This is a genomic window from Ligilactobacillus equi DSM 15833 = JCM 10991 (genome assembly GCF_001435735.1).
Classification (GTDB): domain Bacteria; phylum Bacillota; class Bacilli; order Lactobacillales; family Lactobacillaceae; genus Ligilactobacillus; species Ligilactobacillus equi.
Genome location: NZ_AZFH01000010.1, coordinates 1 through 17949, shown reverse-complemented (window position 1 = coordinate 17949; position 17949 = coordinate 1). Strand labels below are relative to the sequence as shown.

The following is a 17949-nucleotide window of genomic DNA, read 5'->3' as shown; positions in this document are numbered from 1 at the left end:
TACTATGATGTTTGCAGTTGTCATTTCCTTGTCCTTGCAAGTATTCAACTGTTACACCAAAGAAGTTGGCCAACTTGTGCCAATTTTCTATTTTTGGGTTGCGTGTACCCTTTTCATATCGGGATAAAGTGGGGTTAGATATACCAACTTTTTCCGAGAGTTGTTTAAGTGTTAAACCTTTTTTCTTCCGCAATTCCTTTATTCTGTTTTCCATAAAATCACCTTACCTCCATGTTATATACTGCTACTTCGCAATTGGACAATTTACTTACATAACTTGTGGCCACAATAAGGACAATACCCATATTTTAAGGCATTGAAATATTGTAATTCCTCTTTACTATGATGTTTGCAGTTGTCATTTCTTTGTCCTTGCAAGTATTCAACTGTTACACCAAAGAAGTCGGCCAACTTGTGCCAATTTTCTATTTTAGGCTTTCTTGAACCTTTTTCATTTTCTTTTTTTTCATAGCCGCTAAGCGTTGAAATCGCCAAACCAACCGACCCGCTCAACTCTTTCAACGTTATACCACGCTCTTTTCTCAATTCTTTTATTCTATTTTCCATAAAAACACCTTACCTCCATTGTCCCGTCACTGTGCCTCATTTTTTTGAGGTAGGGAGTGCTAAATTAATAGGGAAATATTTTAACTTTAATTACATAACTTGTGGCCACAATAAGGACAATACCCATATTTTAAGGCATTGAAATATTGTAATTCCTCTTTACTATGATGTTTGCAGTTGTCATTTCCTTGTCCTTGCAAGTATTCAACTGTTACATCAAAGAAGTCGGCCAACTTGTGCCAATTTTCTATTTTTGGATTACGTTGCCCTCTTTCGTAAAAACTTAAGCCTTGGTTACTTATCCCAACTTTTTCCGAAAGTTGTTTAAGTGTTAAACCTTTTTCTTTTCGCAATTCTTTTATTCTATTTTCCATAAAAACACCTTACCTCCATGTTATATACTGCTACTTCACAATAAAACTAATAGTGACCGAATAGGTCGCTAACGGTTAGTGACTTGCTAGCAAGCATAATAATGTACAATATAGGAAACTTAAGCTTAATGGACAATTGTCCCGTCGCTGTGTCTCATTTTTTTGAGAATAGAATACTTTCTAATAATTGACTTTTATCTAATGAGGTGGGTGGTTAACTAATGGAATACGCTTATATCTCAAGGATCGCCTGCGAAAGGAATGGATGTTTTGGCGGCTTGCCCGCCTAAGCAGCCATGGATTGAGCACGCTCTAGGGATGCTTTTATTTTATAGATTTTTATAACATTCCTTCTTTATATTTTTTTAAATTAAATACAAAAAACATGACAATTACAATTTAAAATGTTTTAAAAAAGGTAAGGAGGCGAAGAAAAAATGGTAAAAGATAAAACTTAACCTGAAAAAATAAATGATTTTATTTTATATAAAGCAAAAGATGTAAATATAAATAGCATTTAATAACTACCTATATTGCAAGAACCACCAAAATAAAACATTTAATACAAGTAAGAAGTGTAAAAGAACATGGAACTGTAGTGATGAGCAGTATACAACTTAAAAGAGATACTAAAGACTTTAAAATTATAGATTCAAACGGCAACAAGGTAGAGGTAGGATATTCTAGGGATGATCTGGTGGTTAGCGTCAGCATATCATTGTAAGATTGTTTTATATGGTATAGATATTTTACGTGTAATTTATGTTGTTATAGCTTACAATTAAGCATTTTTGTAAGACTCTTACATTGAATTGTGCTGAATAGTAAGGGTTTTTGCCTAAAATAAAAACCACTAAAACTAGCAATTTATCACTAGAATTAGCGGTTATTTGTAAGACTGTTTTGTTTTTGCGAAATGGCAATATCGAGCCAAGTAAAATCCAATTTAACCAACCGTCATATTCTTAAATTTTCTTTTACCGTGCCGAAGATTATATATAGTGGCGGTCGGCACGCTTTTTACTTATATCGATTTTCATTTTTATTTTTCCTACTCTCCTAGCCATGAAATGAAATCGGCAAAGCCATTTTTCATTTCGAGGATTTCAGCCAAATCCTCACTACCGTTGAGGTTTTGAGAGGCTTCTTCGATATACCAGTCGAATTTTTCGATTTCTTCGCTTGATATATCTTCCTCCTCTAAAGCCTCATATAGGTCAATTTCATCAACTTCAACCCATTCTTCGTTCTCCCATTTTTCTAGGAGGGCTTGAGCGATTTCGTCTAAGCTCATACTATCAGCGTTTACGCTAACAACATGTTCTTCGTTGGCGAAATATTGAACGTTGTCGTCTTTTCCATAGACGCTCCACGTTGCGGTTGAAATAAAATTCTTAATTTCTTCGATTGTCATAATTATCGTCTCCTTTTTGTTGCCTTACAACTATGTTATATAACATTTACTATATAGCACAAGTGTTTATTGAAATTTTTTTCAAAACAAAAAAGCCTACCAAAATCGGTAGTCTTATGTGATATCTAAATAGCTAATGTTAATTCGATAACGTCACCATGCTGTTCTTCAACTAAATCGGGGTAATCAGCCATAAGCTTTTCACGTTCTGCTGCTGAAATTAGTGGAATAGTAGGGGATGGCTTAGCTTGTTTATTGCTAATATGCTTTTCGTCATAGTCTTTAACTGCTTCTCTAAGACTTGGAAATAGGTTATCAAAGTAATTCTCGATTTCTTTCTCTAGCCCCTTGTATTGAGCGTAAACAAGCTTTTCTACATAGTCTTGGTGAGGTTTAATTACAGATGTTTTCAATCCTAGACGATCCATATAAATTTCAAAGGCCCTAGCAAATACTTCAGTAGGAGTAATGTAGTAATCGAAGTGTTTAAGCACGTATGGAAGTTCTACTAACTGTTGGGCTGTAAGTTGTTCGCTAGTGGTTTGATTGCCTAACTGGTTAGATGATGCTAAGTTTTTCATTTTGTCGGTATACTTAATCAAAATATCTCTAAATTCAAGAGTGCTACTTTGCTGCTCTTCGGGGTTTAATTGATAGTCTAAGTAGTGGCCATATTCGTGTATAAACGATTGAATGCCAATACCTGAAAGAGTAGGGGTGTCTTTGTAGTCTTGATTGTCTCGAAAGTCAATGACAAGATTATTCAAAAGATTAACGTACATACCTAACGCTCTGTAATTACCTAGTTTCCTTAAACGGAGAGTAGGGATGTTTGATGTTGAAGGCAATACATATTCCATAAGAGAGGATACTTCTTTAGAAAAAGTAGGTAGCTTTTCTAAATCAACATCGTTATCAAACTCTAGCTTAGCAAAGTACTTGTTCAAACGATCGTTCTTTGCTGCGTTTTGGGTTTTAAGGTTTACTTGCTTCTTATCCTCCCAAGCTCTAGCGTGAGTTAATTTATCAAGGTCAGATTCGTATCGTTGTTGCAAAGCAGCACCGTAAACTAAAGTAGTGTATTGCTCGCAAAACCTAATAATGTCATTACGAACTTGAACTTTTTTGAGGTAAGCAAGTTTGTAGTTATAGTGAACACCGTTTTCTTCGACTTTAATCGCAATATTTTGAGGATCATCATAGTTTGCTTTAATTTCACCGTTCAAGTATTTCTTATATAATTCTTCTAATTCTAGGTCGTTCCTTGAAATTTCATAAAAACGGAAATAACTTTTTTGCTTCGAAAAGATTTTATTACTAATGTTGTCTAGTAAATCTTTAAATTCTTTGGTTTCAAGTTCTGTTCGTTCTTCTTGAAAATATACATTACTGATGTCTTTAATGATTTGGGTATATCCGTATTCTGCTCTACTAAAAGTAAAAATACTAATATCGGGCATTGACCTGTAATGATATGGAGCATCAAGCTTAACAATTTTTTCTTGATCGAGGAATTTAATGACTACAAGATTTGACTTTTTCTTATTATCGGTATAGTGGATTCTTGCAGGCATGAGTGTACCTATTTTATCAATATCTTTTTCATTATTATAAATGCGTTGAAGTTTATCAAAAACTTCATCTTCGGTTAAAGAGGGAGCAAATTCAATACGTTCATAGCCAAAAAGGCAATCAATGTCAATAAGCATAGTTTTAATAACATCATTAATATTGATGTTTTCTAAATCAGTTGTCTTATTGATATAATTAGCAATTTTTCTAAACCTTGCGTGTAAATCATCATTAACTTTAAATTTCAATGTTGGCTTTGTTTTTGTTTTACCGGGAGTATTGCTCTTTTTTTTAAATAGTGATGTAAACATAGTTAAATCATCCTTTCTTTCTTGTTCGATATAAAAACTACATAATCAAAAGGATAGGGGCTTTAGCCCGTAACTAGAATAATTACTAAGCAACTTTAGACTTCGTATAGGAAGATTAAAGTAAGCTTTTTGGAAAGAATCATCCCGTTAGAAAAAAATAAAAATAACCACCAATGATAGGTGGTTAAATAGAAAGTATTATGATATTAGTATTTAAAACGTATCGGATTACCAAAATCTTTGGCATCTTTATCATCAAAAAATTGTGCTTGAACATTACCATTAGGGTACCGAATAAAAATTTCAAACCAATCAAGTCCATTTTCGTCTAGATATTCAGTTTGTTCAGTATCTAAGCCAATTTGCATTTTTAGAAGGTCAGTTTTAGAAACTGAAAAGCCATTCTTTCGTTTGGCTAAGAATTTGATAATCTGATGATCCGTAAAGTTCTTTCCGACATATTCTAAGATTTCGTTCTTGTCGATATTATCGAGTATACTTTCCATATTTTTCACCTTGTTTCTTTTCAACGTTGAATTTGCTAAGCAAAAACTTCTTAAAGCTGCTATCGTTTTCACCATATTCAGCTTTATCTTCAAGATATTTTGCAACACAGAGAGGATTTGCTAATTCGTCCATCCATTCTTTAGGACTATTCTTTGTAACTTTTTCTAAGTCAACATATTCGAATAAGTATGGTAGCATTTCTAAGGCTTTAGTTGCAAAGAAGACTGAATCTAAGCTTTTTCCAAGATAATTATTAAAGCCTACACGGTTGCTATTTTGCTTTTTAAAAGTGTCAATTAAATCATCAACAAGACTTTCAAATTTGTCAACAAATTGTTTGTCTACAGGAAGAAAGCCGTCTTTTTCAAGTACTTTTAGTGATTTTTCAGCTACCTTATCTTTATTCTCGTATAAGAAAATATCGTCATTGGTGTATGTTGCTTGTACATATTCTTCTTCATCACCATCAACGCTAACCAGTTCAATTAAGCCACCAAAACAAACACATTCAATGTATGAACGGTATGATTCGCTAATTTCTCGGTTATCTGCAAAGGTAATAAACTCATCTTCACCTTGATAGTATCCTTTGATTTCGGCGAAGTTAATATGAAGAATGTTTAGAACTCTTTCGAAAGCTCCACTAAATCTGTCAGCCTCGCAACAGTCAATTATTAAGAAATTTCTAGAATCACTTAAAATTTTATCTTTAGGATTATTCGTTTCGCTAGCATCATTATAAGAGTACTTTGATAATAGTTCCATGATGTCGCTATCATCATGGTAATATTCGGCGGCATATAGTGGCTTAAAAGTGAATATTAGGTTTTTGATATCTTGTGCATTTTTATCTATATTTTCAAATAAGTTATGAATTTTATTTTCAAATATCTTTTGAAATCCATTTTTTCCTGTAGTCAATCCTGTAATTAATAAGCCGTCATCTTCTAACATTTCGTAGTACATGTTGTAACTTTCTTGATCGGTTACTGTCTCAAGTTTGTAAAAAGAACCGTTTTTAGTGAATAAATTGTCAATTGTTTTCATAATTAAATTCCTCATTTCCTTTTTTAATTCTACAAAGTAAAAAAAATAGGGGGCTTTAGCCCTAAAATAAAAAAAGCCACCATAATTGGTAGCTATTATAGCTAAATATTTTCGATGACTTTTTGCCATTTTTTGATTTGGTCTAATGTCTCGTTACTTTCAAAAATGGCGTCGATTTCGGTATAAAACTCATCTACTTGGTTACTATAAGGACTGTTGTATAGCGCAAGTAGGTCTTGCATTTTTGGAAGAAGTCGATTGATAACTTCTTCTGGGTTCATGCTTAAAATTTTATAGTTGTTATTGGTATTGTCATTGTAAAGATATTCGCTAACAAGGTCAGAAATGCTTTGCATGTGGTATACCGTTTCAATGTTAGTAGGGTGGGTGAATTCTTTTGGATTACATGAACTATAAAGAACACTAACCCTGTTATTGATTGCTAAATCTAAGCCGCTAAGAAATACTTGTTTCTTTTTCCAATTTTCCATTTTAATTTCTCCTTGTTAAATACAATAAATTTTTAATTCTGGAAATTCTGCAATATCTATTGTTCCATTGTCGGCAGCAGTTATAATATCCTCGATTGGATATTCTTTTTCAGGTTCATGTAGAACCATATACCAACGGGAGTCGTCTTCGTTTTTGTAAAAGTAGTTTAACGCTAAATCGGACTTCTCAAAGTCTAGATTAAGCATGTCAACAAGAATGTCCATGAAGATAATATCGAAAAGTTTCCCGTATTCTAGGTGAAATCTGAAGTTGTTTAGATATTCAGCATCTGTGTTGCCTTCTTTTTTCGTGAAAGAATCAAAATCAAGATAAATAATATCTTGCTCATCAAGTTGACGTAAAACGGTTTGAATAATATCTGCACGGTCCGCATAATTAGGTGTTTGTTGTTTTGTTTGTTTGAATAATACCATGTTTTTACCTTCTATTAACTATATTTTTATTTTTGGATGTTGATGCCTAATTCTACTGCTAGACTGATGTTACTTTTGGGATTGAAGACTACTAAGGTTTTGACCATTTCAAATTTACCTTTGTACTCGTAACCTCCTCCAAATACTTTAAAGACTAATTGGTTATCGTCCGTTAAAAGTACATCATATCCATTTTTAATATCTAGAGTGTCTAACAGAGAGTAGTAGTCTTCTAGGTCTAATTTTAATTCTTTGGTTTCGTGCTTGGAACGGTTATACGTATCAATGTAATCAACGGTTACATAGCATTCACAATTAGGCAATTTAGAAAGCAAGGCATCGCATTCTTCAATATGCTTGTTCCAGTCTTCTTCTGTATTAATGTCCATAATACTTTTACTATTTAATAAGTGCATTTTTTACTCATTCCTTTCGATCTATTCATAAATTACGCAATCTGTAAATTTGATTTTATCTAATAGTTCTTCCCATTCATCGTCCATTCTGTTTTCACGAATTTGGTAGGGGAGGTAAACCGTTAAATTCTTTTGTTTGGCCCACTTATCAATCTTGATAATGTTATCAGCTAAACAATCTAATTCTGCTTTTTGTCGTTTGTTTACGTAGTGCAATTCTTTGTTTAAACGAGAATATGAGTTAACAATTTTTAGATTGTTGTCAACTTCAATCAAGGATAGTTTCCCATATAATTCTTTGTCAGGGTCTTTTTCTCTAAGTGAAACCATCTTGTCCCAAAAAGCAGGGTAGAGGTTACTCAATTCCCAAGTGTTGCGGTTATCAATTTGGTTGTAGCAGTTAACTTCGTTGAAGATAACTCCTTCTTTAATGTCGTTTATTTCTATGTCTTTTAATTTTAATACCATAGTAATCGCTCCTTTTTATTTAACTACATAGTCAAAAAAATAAGGGCTTTAGCCCTAAAAAAATAAGCCACCAAATATGGCAGCTAAATATCAAGTTTAATGCAAATGTAGGGATAATTCTGTTTCTTATAAGTCTTCTTCAGTTATTCCAATATTTTTAAAAAATTCTTGTTTTGAATCAGTATCGAAGAATGTATCTAATGCTACTCGTAAGGACATCCAGGTTTCTGGTGGATTGTCGTAACCCGTCCCGTAGAATGTCTTAATGACGACATAATCTAATAATTCATCAATGTTATTTTCTAGTGGATTTTGACAGTGGAACTTCAAAATGCAATCCAAGATTTCTTTCTTGCTAGAGCAAATCCATGTATAGCTGTCATCATAATCAATAACATAGCATGGTTTGGCTGTATTCCAAGAAAAATCAAAGTTAGGTAAGTTGTGCTTTAGGAAAAGCATAATCTTATCTTTGGCTGTTTCGCTGTTACGAGATAATGCTTTAGTGAAAACTGGCTTATCGTTAATTCCAATATTGAGTAGTCCAGAAATGGTTAACGATTTCCCAGTAGGGTACGCATAGATGCAGTTAGCTTTATTGAGCCAACTTCTGGCACTATTGATTCGCTGTTCACCAGTCTTCCTGTCAGTTGCGATGATAGAGTGAGATAAGATATCTCTGATTAATTCTTTAGTTAATGGCATATTTTTCACCTATCTTTTTCAAAATATAATGCAATTCCTGCATCTTTGGAAACTCGTCTTAGTTCTTTCTTGTATTTATCGAGTTTTGCTCGAGTTTTCTTCAAAAATTGGTAATCATCGATAAGCTGATCTGGGAAATCTTTGAGCAGTTCATCAGTTTTGCAAATTAGGCTAACTGTGTTAAATATTCTTTCAAATCTTTTTTCAAAGTCAATCGAATTAGAGCCTAAATCGTTTTCTTGTAGTTGATTGAAACCAAGTTCTGCAAGAGAATACCGATACTCGTTTGAGCTAGCCGTATTCATGATTTCTTTGAAGAGGTCCCAACATTTATTGTAAAAGTCTGCTGACGTCTCATCGTAAGCATCTTGAGTGTCGATATACTCAAAGAAAATATCTTTGGTTAGTTTGTTTTTGGCTAATTTATCACTAATTTTGTTGATTTCGTCAATCGTGTACAATCTTTTCGTCCTCATTTCTTAAACGATTTCACAAAAATCATCAAACTTTTTAAGAATATTGGTAAGAATACTTTGGGTATCTTGCTCTTCAAAAGAATCTTGTTCAAGGTCTTGCTCAGTTTCTTCTTGTACCGCTATGCAAAGTTTATCTCCTTGCTGTGGCTTAAAAAGAAGCGAAGAACAACTTCCTTTTTGCTCTACATCTTCAACTGCTTCAAAATAATCGTCTTTCTGAAACGCTACCGCAAGATTAAAATAATTTTCCCCACCGACATTAATAGATCGTGTCAGTCCTTTGAATTTTCCTTTTTGGTACTTCCAATCAGTTGAGAGGAGAACGGCTAAGATTTCTTCAGCCGCACTTTGTACGTTTTTTCTTGCTATTGTTAAGTTTTCCATTATTTTCACCTCATTTATTTTAATTTTTTTCGACACTTTTAATTGCGAACATAATATAAGTACTTTCGCGTGGTACACGGAATACATTATCAATGCTAGAGTGCAAAGAGTTATAGTTTTCAATTTCGTTTTTTCGTTGAATAGCTTCTACTGGGTCGTCTGTTTGAAAGACAGGGGCTTTATCGTACTTTTCTTTAGTAAGTGATTTAAGCTCTTCTAACGGAATGTCTTTTAATTCGACTGGATCAGTTTCGTACTGAGCTCCCCAACCATTATTGAAACGGTGATAAATGAACAGCTTAATTCGGAACGTGACGTGTGTTTTCAGTTCGTCCATTAGTAATTTAGTACTATTAGAAATGCCGTTTTGGTATAAGTCATGTTCACCGAAACCATCACCAAAAGTGATGTCACCTAGGCTCACGAACTCTTTATCTAATTCCATACTTCCTGCGGTGATGAGCTTGCTATCTTTGCCTAACACATGTTCTTTAAGGTAGGCGAGGGCTTTTGCTTTTCCAATCCAGTCGGGGATGATAAAGTAGCGTGAGTCTGTAATTTGATAAATTTTCCATTCAGGTAAATTAGACTTAAGGTAATCCAAGATTTCAGCTTTAGCCGGATTATCGCTTGCTAATACTAGTTCAGCTGATGCTTGCTTTTCACCGTAAAAGTGAGCTTGATTTTCAAAATTACTATCGGCATCATCTGCCATTGATTGTACAAGTTTCAAAGCATAGTTCATCTTGTTGTATTGAGACTTATGTTTATCAATTAGCTTATCAATATGCTTGTCCCAGTCTTCATTAGGTCGAATACTTGGATAATGACCTTCTTGCAAAATCATAGCGCCATTTTCAACAATGGCATAATTAAATGACTGGTTCACGTGATGAATAATTTCTTCTCTGGTATGGTAAGTTACAGGGATTACCCATTCAAACCAGTCATAGTCTTCGTATCTAGCATTTGACTCAGGATTAACAAGTTTATCTTTTGGTTGACACGAAAGGTAAAGTAGCTTACTGGTAATATAACCAATAGGCTTTGCATCAGTATACTGTGTTTCTCGGTCAAACATGATTGGAACTTTCTTTCCTGTGAATTTATCCGCTGTGTGAAATAAAGTGTTGTCTAAACTGGTTGCTAAATAATACATAATTTTTTCCTCCGTATTTTTGCTTTTGGTATATAACTACGAAATCAAAAAAATAAGGGCTTTAGCCCCTAACGATAATTTCCTAGAAATAAATGGCAAAAAGTAACCACTCTCAATCTAAGAGTGGTTACCAATAATTGTTATTTTTTAAAGATTCTCTTTAAATTTAGCTTGGGCAAGACTTACTTGTTCTTTGATTCCTGGGATGTTCAGAAGTTCATCTCTAAAACCGATAAAAGCCTTTTCCAATTCTACAAAATCTAAATCTAATGACAATTTCTTTTCCTTACGGTTTTGCCATGATTCTAGTAGAATGTACCATTTTTCAGTATCGTTATCTCTGCGGAAACCTTTAAATTCGATAGGGTAGGTCTCGTTTGCCCATGTATCGAAGAGTAAGTCACTAACGATATGATATCTGTGTGCAAGGATCCGAAATACTTCAGATTCTTTAGTGGAGATTTCTTTTCCGTCACGATATCTAACGATGTTGTCATCAACATAAACTACGTTAGGATCCTTAAGTAATTCCTCATCATTTAGGTACAGTTCATCAGCAATACCTTTAGTTTCAATAATGTGTTCACGTTTGTGTTGAAATTCATCACTATTATAATCAATCTTAACAGTGTATAGCTTTCCATTTTTGATGTTAATTTTAGTGTAAAGTTCGCCCTCGTAGATTGCTGTATAAGTAAATATTTTATCGCTAAATTTTTGAGAAATTAGATAAGCGACAGTGTTATCTTCTATCCACTTTTTAAACCACATAACATGATTATTGTCATCTCGATAGACGGGCCAACAGATAGGCTTTTCGTCATAATCAGGGTCAAACTTTTTGAAGTCTAACACCATTTCTTCTTCCTGAATCCCATAACCACGATTAACGGTGTCTTTATGGATGAGTCCTATCGCTACAAGTTCGTCATAGTTTGCGTCGATAGTGTGTAATGTGTAATTAGCCATGATAGCTTACTTCCTTTCTTGTAAAAAAACAAAATACTTAATAACTTTTACATAAGCAAAAACATAATGGCGAGAGCCACTTAAACTATGATTCCAATCAAATAAAAGAAAAAACCACTCAAATAAGAGTGGCTATTTTTTCTAAAACGGAACAAGTGATGGGTTGTTGAGGTTGCTATTTTCAGGTGTGCGATTTCGCTTTTCTCGTTCTTTTTTCCAGTGGCGTTCTTCCCAGAATGTCTTTCTGCGGGTAAAAACAGTTCTTGTGTCTAAATCGAAACTTCTTTCGTTCTCTTCTTTAAACTTAACAATCATGTTGCGTAATTCGTGGACTGCTAATGATGTTTTTTCAGGAATACCTAAGGGAATTTCTGGGTGATTATTGAAGGGGTCGCTCATTTCTGATGCAGCCCAGTACATTTTTCTAACTTTTACCTTAATTCTTTTATTCATGCTTTTTTCCTCCATGTTTAGGTTTTGATTTCTAATAATAATGTCAATGGTTACTTTTGAATGTCGGGCTATTTTAGTCGAATTGGATACTCAAACTCATATTTGCCATCATCAACATGTAAATAGTGCTCGTCAACGCCGTAACGTTCAGAGTATACCGTAACTAAGACTGTGTTTTCTTTTACATTTTTATCTTTGAAGTACTTGGAAACTTCTTTTTTGATTAAAGCTTGTGCCTTATCATATCGAGAAGGTGTTCCATTAAGTGCATCAAAACCAGTATCATCGTATGGCTCAACTTCTACATGTTGATAACCATCAGTACTCAGGCCGGTTATGAAAATGCTTTTTAACAGAGAGTTTTTCGCTTTCATTCCTTTGAGTTCGTATAGCGTTGGGTTCATAATTAATTTCCTCCTTATTTATCGCACGTATGAGTTGCGTATATTTGTGATTGAAGAGAAGTACTCTAGGATACGATTTCCGGTAAGTTCGAATTTATTGCCGTCATCGTCAAATCCATAGAAAACCTTTGATAGTGGTACATATAAGGTTGCATATTGCCAGTTAGGGTAGAGCAATTTCTTAGGAACCCAGATGTACTTCTTCTTATTAGTTGGTAATTCAACTAAATAGGCTTTGTCGGTACTGTTGTTATAGTGAATCTGTTCAATTAGTATTCGTGTCTTCATTTTTCCGACCTCTTCTTTCTTCTTGATTTTTAAACTACATAATCAAGAGGATAGGGGCTTTAGCCCAAAAAAACCACTATAACTAGCGGTTTTATTCCTAATTAGTCAATTAGAAATTAGAATGGGATGTCATCATCTTTGAACACGCTACCAGAGATGTAATACTTCTCGATAAGCTTGTCGATTGCCCGAATACGATATTTTTCAGTTGGGCCCATAGTAGTATAGCAATTCCTGACAACAGAATTTAAATAACCTGGTTCTAGTTTTTTCAAGTCTTTAATGCGCAAAATGTTGTCATGAGATAACTTTGATGTTTTTTGCTTAAAGAAAGTTGTTAATTGTAATAATTCTGCGCGGTTAAGTTGTGTCAAAATCTTGTTTTTGAGTCTCTTTTTCATTTTGAATCTCTTCTTTCTTGTAATTAATTGTATGTTTCCTACAGAGTCAAACAGATATGGGCGATAGCCCTGAGTAAATGTGCAAGCACACACGTTAGAACAAGTCAACTACCCCTCTCTAAAGAGAGGGGCTTGTAAGGTTGAACCTTACGGTTCTCTTTAAAAGAAAAACCACCATTATAGGTGGCTTTGCTAAATCTTACAAGAAATTCAAGTTCATTGGGTCAAAGGTATCATCGTTAGCGGTACTACCTTGACTTTGTTGAGGTGTTGTTTCTTGAGGTTGTGGTGTTTGTGAGGTTGTTTGAGATGCATTGTTTTGTTGTACATTGTTGCTGTTTGCAAATTGTGCTGTTTGAGAAGCTGTATTATTTTGTGTTGGTACTTGTTGTGATGCAGAAGGAAAACCGTTGGTATTATTAAAGGTTTGGCCCGCATTTTGTGGGAAGTTATTAGCATTAGGTGCTACTGGAGTAGTTTGATTCATGCTATTAAATCCTTGATTTTGAGGTGCAAATTGTCCTTGGCCATTAGGCATAGCTCCTGGCATAGCAGGAGAAGATGCTGGAGCACCATGTGTTACACTAACGTTTTCAGCTTGCACATTAATGTATTCACGACGCTTATCGCCTTCACCTGAAATGGTAGCACGTAAAGTACCAGTTACGATGACTTCTGTACCTTTCATAATGTGAGTAGAGAGGTAGTTGATTGATGGGGCATTCCATGTTTCAATGTTAAAGAAGTCAGAGTCATATTCTCCGTTACGATTCTTGAAGTTTCGTTGGACCGCAATACGGAAACTCATTACTTGACGATTTTCCACATTTCGAATTTCTGGGTTACGTACTAAGCGACCTTGTAAAACTGTAATATTTGTTGACATAATTTTGTCCTTCTTTCTTTTTGCTTTTTTTGTTATAAAACTACATAATCAGATGAATAATAGGCTTTAGCCTATTTGTTCTAATAATTTGGGGTTATTCTAATTTAATTATCCCTAAGTATTGAAGTATGGTGCAACTATCTATTTATGATTTTAGACAACTTCTAGGTACTCATAGCAATCTTTCTTAATCTCGCTAAGAATTTCTGGATCGTTCAATTTCCAAATAGCTAGGAAATTGTTTTCTAGTTTTCTAGATAATTCAGATACATTTAAAGTCTTGCTTTGAGAGTAGCCTAAAACATCTTTTAAGAGTCGTTGACCTATCATAGAGTAAATGTTAATGGCAGGTTCAAAGTGCATGATATAAGCCTCATAATCGCTTAAATGGTGTTCTTTTTCTAACAGGTCACTAACATTAGGGAATGAAAAGCTAGGTGTAACTGAAAACGACAGTTTACTTGTCTTGTGTGTAATAGTGTCATGTTCAAAGCAATCGATAGTAAATACTTCGTTATGCTTAACCATTGAGTTAATAAGGCCTTCGTATGCGCTAAAGTTGTCCTTGCCAAAGAATTCATTACCATTTGCGATAAATTGCGTTATAGATTCTTTAGCTTCAAAACTGAAACTGACTTTATTTCTTATTTTGCTTGTAATGTTGATAATATTAGGGATATTCTTGTTTTCGTTGACCCATTTAAAAATTTCGACGGAATGTGTCTGTTCAAATTCGAATGGGAATGTGATGATGCCTGTAATTTTCTTCAAAATAAATTCCTCCAATTATTACTAATCAATCTTGATTTTTCTTTCTTGAAATTGCTTAATTTTTACTACATAGGCAAAAAAATATGGGCTTTAGCCCTAAACAAAAAGCAACCACCAAATCAGGTGATTGCTAGAAAAATATGCTTTAGTCTGGACTTCCAAGAGCAGTTGCTAATTTTTGATGCTGAGATAATTCTTCAGAAGTACGTATAGCATTAGCTTTAATACTTTCGACAATATATTCAACGAACTTACCATATTCACCAGTTGCATGTGTTGGTAGTTTTAGTCCGTAATCTTCAAATGCTTCTGCTAAGGCACAAGCATAGTAATCAGACTTTGAACCACCGTCATTACAAGTGAATGTAGCAATAAGACGAATGTATAGACTAGTAAGTTTACGTTTATCGTCAGATGCGTTTTCTAAGATTGTAACTCCAGGAATGCTGAATAATTTAGTCAGTAATGTCTTGCTTTCATCAGCATTAAAGCTATCTAAATCAACATCGTTGTTAATGTTATTGATTGCTTTTTCTATGATTAATTCTTTTAGTTGTGTTTGTTCCATGTTTTTTTCTCCTGTTCGTAGTTTAAATGTTGTCTCGGTCAATAGAACCGGTATCAAGGTCGATATCAAGTGTTCCAATATCGTAGTAGGGAATTTCTTGGCTTTCTAACGCTTGAATTAAGTTGGTATCTGACATTGAAAGGGCTCGAACGATATCGAGCGTTTCTTCGTCACTAATATGTGCTTTTTCATTAATGGCGTCAACATCATATGCGTTATTATGCCAAAATTGTTTTAGTGGCTCTAGTTCTTCTTTCCAATCATTTTTCAAATAATTGCGAAGAAATTCGGCAAGTTCTTTTTTACTTGTCACCATTTCTGCAATGCTATATTCGCTTCTAGTACGCCAAATATCCGTGTAATAAAGAACGTAAACTGTGATTTTGCTTTGATTGCGTAAATTCATAATTTTTCCTTCTTTCTTGTTTGCATTGTGCTTTAATACTACATAGGCAAAAAAATAGGGGCTTTAGCCCACAAAAAAAGCAACCACCAAATTAGGTGATTGCTAAGATAGAAAATATAATTGTCTGCATAGTGCAGTTATTGTGTTTTTTAAATTTTTGGTTATATGTTATTTGCTAATTTTCTTTAAGAAAAGTTCATTTAATAGGTCAGTGTCTTCACATCGCCAGAATGAGATGCCTCCTTTGGTTTCTTCGTTTTCAATAATTTCGTCAATTAATAAGTCGATAGCCTCTTTTAAAGAATATTGCTTTTTGAGGTCAGGGCGAAGATTATCGTACCATGTTTCGCCATAGTCATTGATAAATTCTTTTGTTTCATATTCATCAATCTCGTGAAAATCAGGAGAAAAGCTATGTTCTGAAGATTCAAAGACATAACCGTCTTCGAAGTCTTTTTCAATAAGCTCACGATCGTTATAATCGTAATTTTCTGCAGAAGCTTGTTCTGGATTAATGCTATAAGAATCATCTTCTTTAATATAGCAAGGTGTTAGAATATCTTTGAAATGTCCAAAAAGGCTTATTCCTGGTTCGTATTCATCGTAGTCAACAGTAATTTCCTTATGGTTCTTGGAAAATAGCTTAATAAGCTTGTGGTAATTTTCATCACCAGCCTCTGCTTTAATAGCAAAGTTATATGAATTTAATAAGGTCCAACGACCGTTTCCGATGATGTTGAGTTGGACTTTATCTTCATTGTCTTCAGCATCGATAAATGGCTTTTTTGGATCCATTGCGTTAATAAAGATGCCGTAGTCGCATGACTGATAGAAGTTATCTTCTGAAAAGTAGTTGTCTAAGAAATCTTTATTATCGAGGTAAAATTGTTTGTCGATTAGAATTCTACCTTTAATATCTGAGATGTTTGCCATTTTATTTCCTTCTTTCTTGTTTGCATTGTGTTTTTAATACTACACAAGCAAAAAAATATGGGCTTTAGCCCTAAAAAAACTAACGTCACAAGATTTGCTAAGTATTTGCGTTTTTCTTTAGCATCACGTATGATGTGGATATCAGGTAAGAAAGCAGGTGGCATGTTTGACTCAAAAAAAGAAATCGAAAGATGAAATTATTACTTTGCCAGTAATTATCGAAAAAACAAGCGATGAGAAGTATCCATATTTCGTTGAAATTCCAGATATTGATGGTTATACGCAAGGTTCTTCTGAAGCTGAAGCCCTGCTTATGGCAAAAGATTATATTGGCGAGTAATATAGCTAGTCATGAAATCAAAAGCAATCCCAGATTGCCAATGATTGAAGAAAAGAAAACACAGAAAAAAGCGATGCTTGTTCAAGTGATTGTTTCGTAATTCAGAAGAAAGCATCCCGATATTAACCAAGATAATTCCTGTTAGAAAGAAGTGACGATTTAGATGACGACATGGAAACAGTTCAAAAAAGAGATAACAATTCTGTCACCAGAAGAAACGAAACTTATTGATGTTTTAGCACTTTTGGTTGTTAGGCGATTAGAATTAGGCATAACACAAGAAGAATTAGCTGAACGTATTGGAATGACTCAATCACGAATTGCAAGGATTGAAGCAGTTGACTCAATTCCTAGTCAGACAATATTGGAACAATATGCTAATGGTATTGGTTTTGACACGCAAACATTTTTTTCTAGTGTGGAAAAGACATGTGATTAAGCTGTGTAAATATTTTGCAGCAAAAAAAGCCACCATTAGTTGGTGGTTTTTTCTTTTGTATGCGTTACTTACTCATATTATAAGACAATTTTAGCTTCTTTGTGTGTTTCAACTTTAACTTCTTCAAGGATTTCACCGTCTTTATTAAAGGCTTTACCGTCTTTTAAGGTGATACCATTTTCTTTCTTGAATGCGGTCCAGTCAAAAGTGTACGTGGCTTTTACAAAACTAGGGTACTTTGCCATCATTTCATCGTTATCAATAATTTTCTTATTAGTAACAGAGTACTTAACCGTCCCATGTGGAGTGGAAACATTTTTCTTTCCGGTTTGTTCGTAAGTGGCTTCTGAATAGTATTTAGCCAAAGTTTCCCAACGACGTTTCTTGTCGTTAACTTTTAATAGTAAATTATCAGCTCTCTTTTTATATGTGCTGATAATAGTTTCAAACTCTTTGTTAATTTGTTCTTCTTCTGCTTGCAGTTCTCTTAGACGAGTGAAGACTAAATCTAATTCAGCACTATTAGTAGGGAACCATTCAGGATTGTTCATCTCTGGAAATACTGATAATACTTTAAAACTGTCATTTACATCAACGTCTCCAACTGTTTCAACAGGAACTTCCGTAGCTGCTGTGGGTGTGATTGTTTCTTGTAACTTTTCTTCGACATTAGTTGTTGGCATAATATTCATCCTTTCGATATAAAAAACGTCAACTACCCCTCTCTAAAGAGAGGGGCTTGTAAGGTTGAACCTTACGGTTCTC

At 34.0% G+C, this 17949-nt stretch carries 28 protein-coding genes; 2 read left to right on the top strand and 26 right to left on the bottom strand.

Features of this window, described 5'->3' with window-relative positions; all coding sequences use genetic code 11:
• The 25 genes from FC36_RS12075 to FC36_RS01500 all read right to left on the bottom strand — a co-directional run.
• A partial coding sequence (locus FC36_RS12075) for a helix-turn-helix domain-containing protein (RefSeq protein ID WP_162257644.1) occupies positions 1-214 on the bottom strand: 214 nt, incomplete at its 3' end.
• 50 nt (positions 215-264) lie between these two features.
• The gene (locus tag FC36_RS01615) at positions 265-567 is read right to left on the bottom strand and encodes a helix-turn-helix domain-containing protein (protein ID WP_025020365.1); all 303 of its coding nucleotides are present in this window, start codon (positions 565-567) and stop codon (positions 265-267) included.
• An 86-nt stretch (positions 568-653) separates the two neighbouring features.
• The gene (locus tag FC36_RS01610; protein ID WP_056986672.1) at positions 654-941 is read right to left on the bottom strand and encodes a helix-turn-helix domain-containing protein; all 288 of its coding nucleotides are present in this window, start codon (positions 939-941) and stop codon (positions 654-656) included.
• 1051 nt (positions 942-1992) lie between these two features.
• Entirely contained in the window at positions 1993-2355 is a 363-nt protein-coding gene (locus FC36_RS01605; protein ID WP_025020367.1) for a hypothetical protein, read from the bottom strand.
• Between the two features lie 125 nt (positions 2356-2480).
• Positions 2481-4238: a hypothetical protein gene (locus FC36_RS01600; protein WP_056986671.1), complete on the bottom strand. Its 1758-nt coding sequence runs from the start codon at positions 4236-4238 to the stop codon at positions 2481-2483.
• A gap of 206 nt (positions 4239-4444) precedes the next feature.
• Positions 4445-4744, bottom strand: coding sequence for a hypothetical protein (locus tag FC36_RS01595; RefSeq protein ID WP_025020370.1), 300 nt, complete (start codon positions 4742-4744; stop codon positions 4445-4447).
• Positions 4725-5792 carry a hypothetical protein gene (locus tag FC36_RS01590; RefSeq protein ID WP_025020371.1) on the bottom strand — a complete coding sequence of 356 codons (1068 nt, stop codon included), beginning with the start codon at positions 5790-5792 and terminating at the stop codon, positions 4725-4727. Before FC36_RS01590 ends, FC36_RS01595 begins: the two co-directional genes overlap by 20 nt.
• Before the next feature lie 101 nt (positions 5793-5893).
• Positions 5894-6283, bottom strand: coding sequence for a hypothetical protein (locus FC36_RS01585; protein ID WP_025020372.1), 390 nt, complete (start codon positions 6281-6283; stop codon positions 5894-5896).
• Between the two features lie 15 nt (positions 6284-6298).
• Positions 6299-6718: a hypothetical protein gene (locus FC36_RS01580; protein ID WP_025020373.1), complete on the bottom strand. Its 420-nt coding sequence runs from the start codon at positions 6716-6718 to the stop codon at positions 6299-6301.
• A gap of 26 nt (positions 6719-6744) precedes the next feature.
• Positions 6745-7134: a hypothetical protein gene (locus FC36_RS01575; protein WP_023859242.1), complete on the bottom strand. Its 390-nt coding sequence runs from the start codon at positions 7132-7134 to the stop codon at positions 6745-6747.
• A 21-nt stretch (positions 7135-7155) separates the two neighbouring features.
• A complete protein-coding gene (locus tag FC36_RS01570; protein ID WP_025020374.1) occupies positions 7156-7602 on the bottom strand; it encodes a hypothetical protein in 447 nt (148 codons plus the stop codon).
• Between the two features lie 126 nt (positions 7603-7728).
• Positions 7729-8307 (bottom strand): hypothetical protein, encoded by a 579-nt coding sequence (locus FC36_RS01565; RefSeq protein ID WP_025020375.1) that lies wholly within the window; start codon positions 8305-8307, stop codon positions 7729-7731.
• 5 nt (positions 8308-8312) lie between these two features.
• The gene (locus FC36_RS01560) at positions 8313-8768 is read right to left on the bottom strand and encodes a hypothetical protein (protein ID WP_025020376.1); all 456 of its coding nucleotides are present in this window, start codon (positions 8766-8768) and stop codon (positions 8313-8315) included.
• A gap of 18 nt (positions 8769-8786) precedes the next feature.
• Positions 8787-9167, bottom strand: coding sequence for a hypothetical protein (locus FC36_RS01555; RefSeq protein WP_025020377.1), 381 nt, complete (start codon positions 9165-9167; stop codon positions 8787-8789).
• A gap of 19 nt (positions 9168-9186) precedes the next feature.
• Positions 9187-10326 (bottom strand): hypothetical protein, encoded by a 1140-nt coding sequence (locus FC36_RS01550; protein WP_025020378.1) that lies wholly within the window; start codon positions 10324-10326, stop codon positions 9187-9189.
• Between the two features lie 147 nt (positions 10327-10473).
• Positions 10474-11295, bottom strand: a complete 822-nt coding sequence (locus FC36_RS01545) for a hypothetical protein (protein WP_025020379.1) — start codon at positions 11293-11295, stop codon at positions 10474-10476.
• Between the two features lie 141 nt (positions 11296-11436).
• Complete coding sequence (locus FC36_RS01540; RefSeq protein ID WP_025020380.1) at positions 11437-11748, bottom strand: hypothetical protein; 312 nt, start codon at positions 11746-11748, stop codon at positions 11437-11439.
• Between the two features lie 68 nt (positions 11749-11816).
• A complete protein-coding gene (locus FC36_RS01535; protein ID WP_023859234.1) occupies positions 11817-12152 on the bottom strand; it encodes a hypothetical protein in 336 nt (111 codons plus the stop codon).
• A gap of 18 nt (positions 12153-12170) precedes the next feature.
• Positions 12171-12440, bottom strand: a complete 270-nt coding sequence (locus tag FC36_RS01530; protein ID WP_035190115.1) for a hypothetical protein — start codon at positions 12438-12440, stop codon at positions 12171-12173.
• Between the two features lie 116 nt (positions 12441-12556).
• A complete protein-coding gene (locus FC36_RS01525) occupies positions 12557-12841 on the bottom strand; it encodes a hypothetical protein (RefSeq protein WP_023859233.1) in 285 nt (94 codons plus the stop codon).
• A gap of 199 nt (positions 12842-13040) precedes the next feature.
• Positions 13041-13727: a single-stranded DNA-binding protein gene (locus FC36_RS01520; protein ID WP_023859232.1), complete on the bottom strand. Its 687-nt coding sequence runs from the start codon at positions 13725-13727 to the stop codon at positions 13041-13043.
• A gap of 153 nt (positions 13728-13880) precedes the next feature.
• Entirely contained in the window at positions 13881-14498 is a 618-nt protein-coding gene (locus FC36_RS01515; protein ID WP_025020381.1) for a hypothetical protein, read from the bottom strand.
• Positions 14499-14643: 145 nt separating this feature from the next.
• Positions 14644-15066: a hypothetical protein gene (locus FC36_RS01510; RefSeq protein ID WP_025020382.1), complete on the bottom strand. Its 423-nt coding sequence runs from the start codon at positions 15064-15066 to the stop codon at positions 14644-14646.
• 22 nt (positions 15067-15088) lie between these two features.
• Positions 15089-15472, bottom strand: a complete 384-nt coding sequence (locus FC36_RS01505) for a hypothetical protein (protein ID WP_025020383.1) — start codon at positions 15470-15472, stop codon at positions 15089-15091.
• Positions 15473-15640: 168 nt separating this feature from the next.
• A complete protein-coding gene (locus FC36_RS01500; protein ID WP_025020384.1) occupies positions 15641-16405 on the bottom strand; it encodes a hypothetical protein in 765 nt (254 codons plus the stop codon).
• A 166-nt stretch (positions 16406-16571) separates the two neighbouring features.
• Here FC36_RS01500 and FC36_RS11790 point away from each other — a divergent pair, with 166 nt between their 5' ends.
• Together FC36_RS11790 and FC36_RS01495 are read left to right on the top strand one after the other, a co-directional pair.
• Complete coding sequence (locus FC36_RS11790) at positions 16572-16745, top strand: type II toxin-antitoxin system HicB family antitoxin (RefSeq protein ID WP_155889548.1); 174 nt, start codon at positions 16572-16574, stop codon at positions 16743-16745.
• 163 nt (positions 16746-16908) lie between these two features.
• Positions 16909-17184: a helix-turn-helix domain-containing protein gene (locus tag FC36_RS01495; RefSeq protein ID WP_025020385.1), complete on the top strand. Its 276-nt coding sequence runs from the start codon at positions 16909-16911 to the stop codon at positions 17182-17184.
• Positions 17185-17261: 77 nt separating this feature from the next.
• Here FC36_RS01495 and FC36_RS01490 read toward each other — a convergent pair whose 3' ends face one another.
• Complete coding sequence (locus FC36_RS01490; RefSeq protein ID WP_056986670.1) at positions 17262-17867, bottom strand: host-nuclease inhibitor Gam family protein; 606 nt, start codon at positions 17865-17867, stop codon at positions 17262-17264.
• Positions 17868-17949: the final 82 nt, after the last annotated feature.

Coding starts and splice junctions, on each gene's coding strand:
- FC36_RS01615 (WP_025020365.1), bottom strand. CDS start 567: ATGGAAAATAGAATAAAAGAATTGAGAAAAGAGCGTGGTATAACGTTG.
- FC36_RS01610 (WP_056986672.1), bottom strand. CDS start 941: ATGGAAAATAGAATAAAAGAATTGCGAAAAGAAAAAGGTTTAACACTT.
- FC36_RS01605 (WP_025020367.1), bottom strand. CDS start 2,355: ATGACAATCGAAGAAATTAAGAATTTTATTTCAACCGCAACGTGGAGC.
- FC36_RS01600 (WP_056986671.1), bottom strand. CDS start 4,238: ATGTTTACATCACTATTTAAAAAAAAGAGCAATACTCCCGGTAAAACA.
- FC36_RS01595 (WP_025020370.1), bottom strand. CDS start 4,744: ATGGAAAGTATACTCGATAATATCGACAAGAACGAAATCTTAGAATAT.
- FC36_RS01590 (WP_025020371.1), bottom strand. CDS start 5,792: ATGAAAACAATTGACAATTTATTCACTAAAAACGGTTCTTTTTACAAA.
- FC36_RS01585 (WP_025020372.1), bottom strand. CDS start 6,283: ATGGAAAATTGGAAAAAGAAACAAGTATTTCTTAGCGGCTTAGATTTA.
- FC36_RS01580 (WP_025020373.1), bottom strand. CDS start 6,718: ATGGTATTATTCAAACAAACAAAACAACAAACACCTAATTATGCGGAC.
- FC36_RS01575 (WP_023859242.1), bottom strand. CDS start 7,134: ATGCACTTATTAAATAGTAAAAGTATTATGGACATTAATACAGAAGAA.
- FC36_RS01570 (WP_025020374.1), bottom strand. CDS start 7,602: ATGGTATTAAAATTAAAAGACATAGAAATAAACGACATTAAAGAAGGA.
- FC36_RS01565 (WP_025020375.1), bottom strand. CDS start 8,307: ATGCCATTAACTAAAGAATTAATCAGAGATATCTTATCTCACTCTATC.
- FC36_RS01555 (WP_025020377.1), bottom strand. CDS start 9,167: ATGGAAAACTTAACAATAGCAAGAAAAAACGTACAAAGTGCGGCTGAA.
- FC36_RS01550 (WP_025020378.1), bottom strand. CDS start 10,326: ATGTATTATTTAGCAACCAGTTTAGACAACACTTTATTTCACACAGCG.
- FC36_RS01545 (WP_025020379.1), bottom strand. CDS start 11,295: ATGGCTAATTACACATTACACACTATCGACGCAAACTATGACGAACTT.
- FC36_RS01540 (WP_025020380.1), bottom strand. CDS start 11,748: ATGAATAAAAGAATTAAGGTAAAAGTTAGAAAAATGTACTGGGCTGCA.
- FC36_RS01535 (WP_023859234.1), bottom strand. CDS start 12,152: ATGAACCCAACGCTATACGAACTCAAAGGAATGAAAGCGAAAAACTCT.
- FC36_RS01530 (WP_035190115.1), bottom strand. CDS start 12,440: ATGAAGACACGAATACTAATTGAACAGATTCACTATAACAACAGTACC.
- FC36_RS01525 (WP_023859233.1), bottom strand. CDS start 12,841: ATGAAAAAGAGACTCAAAAACAAGATTTTGACACAACTTAACCGCGCA.
- FC36_RS01520 (WP_023859232.1), bottom strand. CDS start 13,727: ATGTCAACAAATATTACAGTTTTACAAGGTCGCTTAGTACGTAACCCA.
- FC36_RS01510 (WP_025020382.1), bottom strand. CDS start 15,066: ATGGAACAAACACAACTAAAAGAATTAATCATAGAAAAAGCAATCAAT.
- FC36_RS01505 (WP_025020383.1), bottom strand. CDS start 15,472: ATGAATTTACGCAATCAAAGCAAAATCACAGTTTACGTTCTTTATTAC.
- FC36_RS01500 (WP_025020384.1), bottom strand. CDS start 16,405: ATGGCAAACATCTCAGATATTAAAGGTAGAATTCTAATCGACAAACAA.
- FC36_RS01495 (WP_025020385.1), top strand. CDS start 16,909: ATGACGACATGGAAACAGTTCAAAAAAGAGATAACAATTCTGTCACCA.
- FC36_RS01490 (WP_056986670.1), bottom strand. CDS start 17,867: ATGCCAACAACTAATGTCGAAGAAAAGTTACAAGAAACAATCACACCC.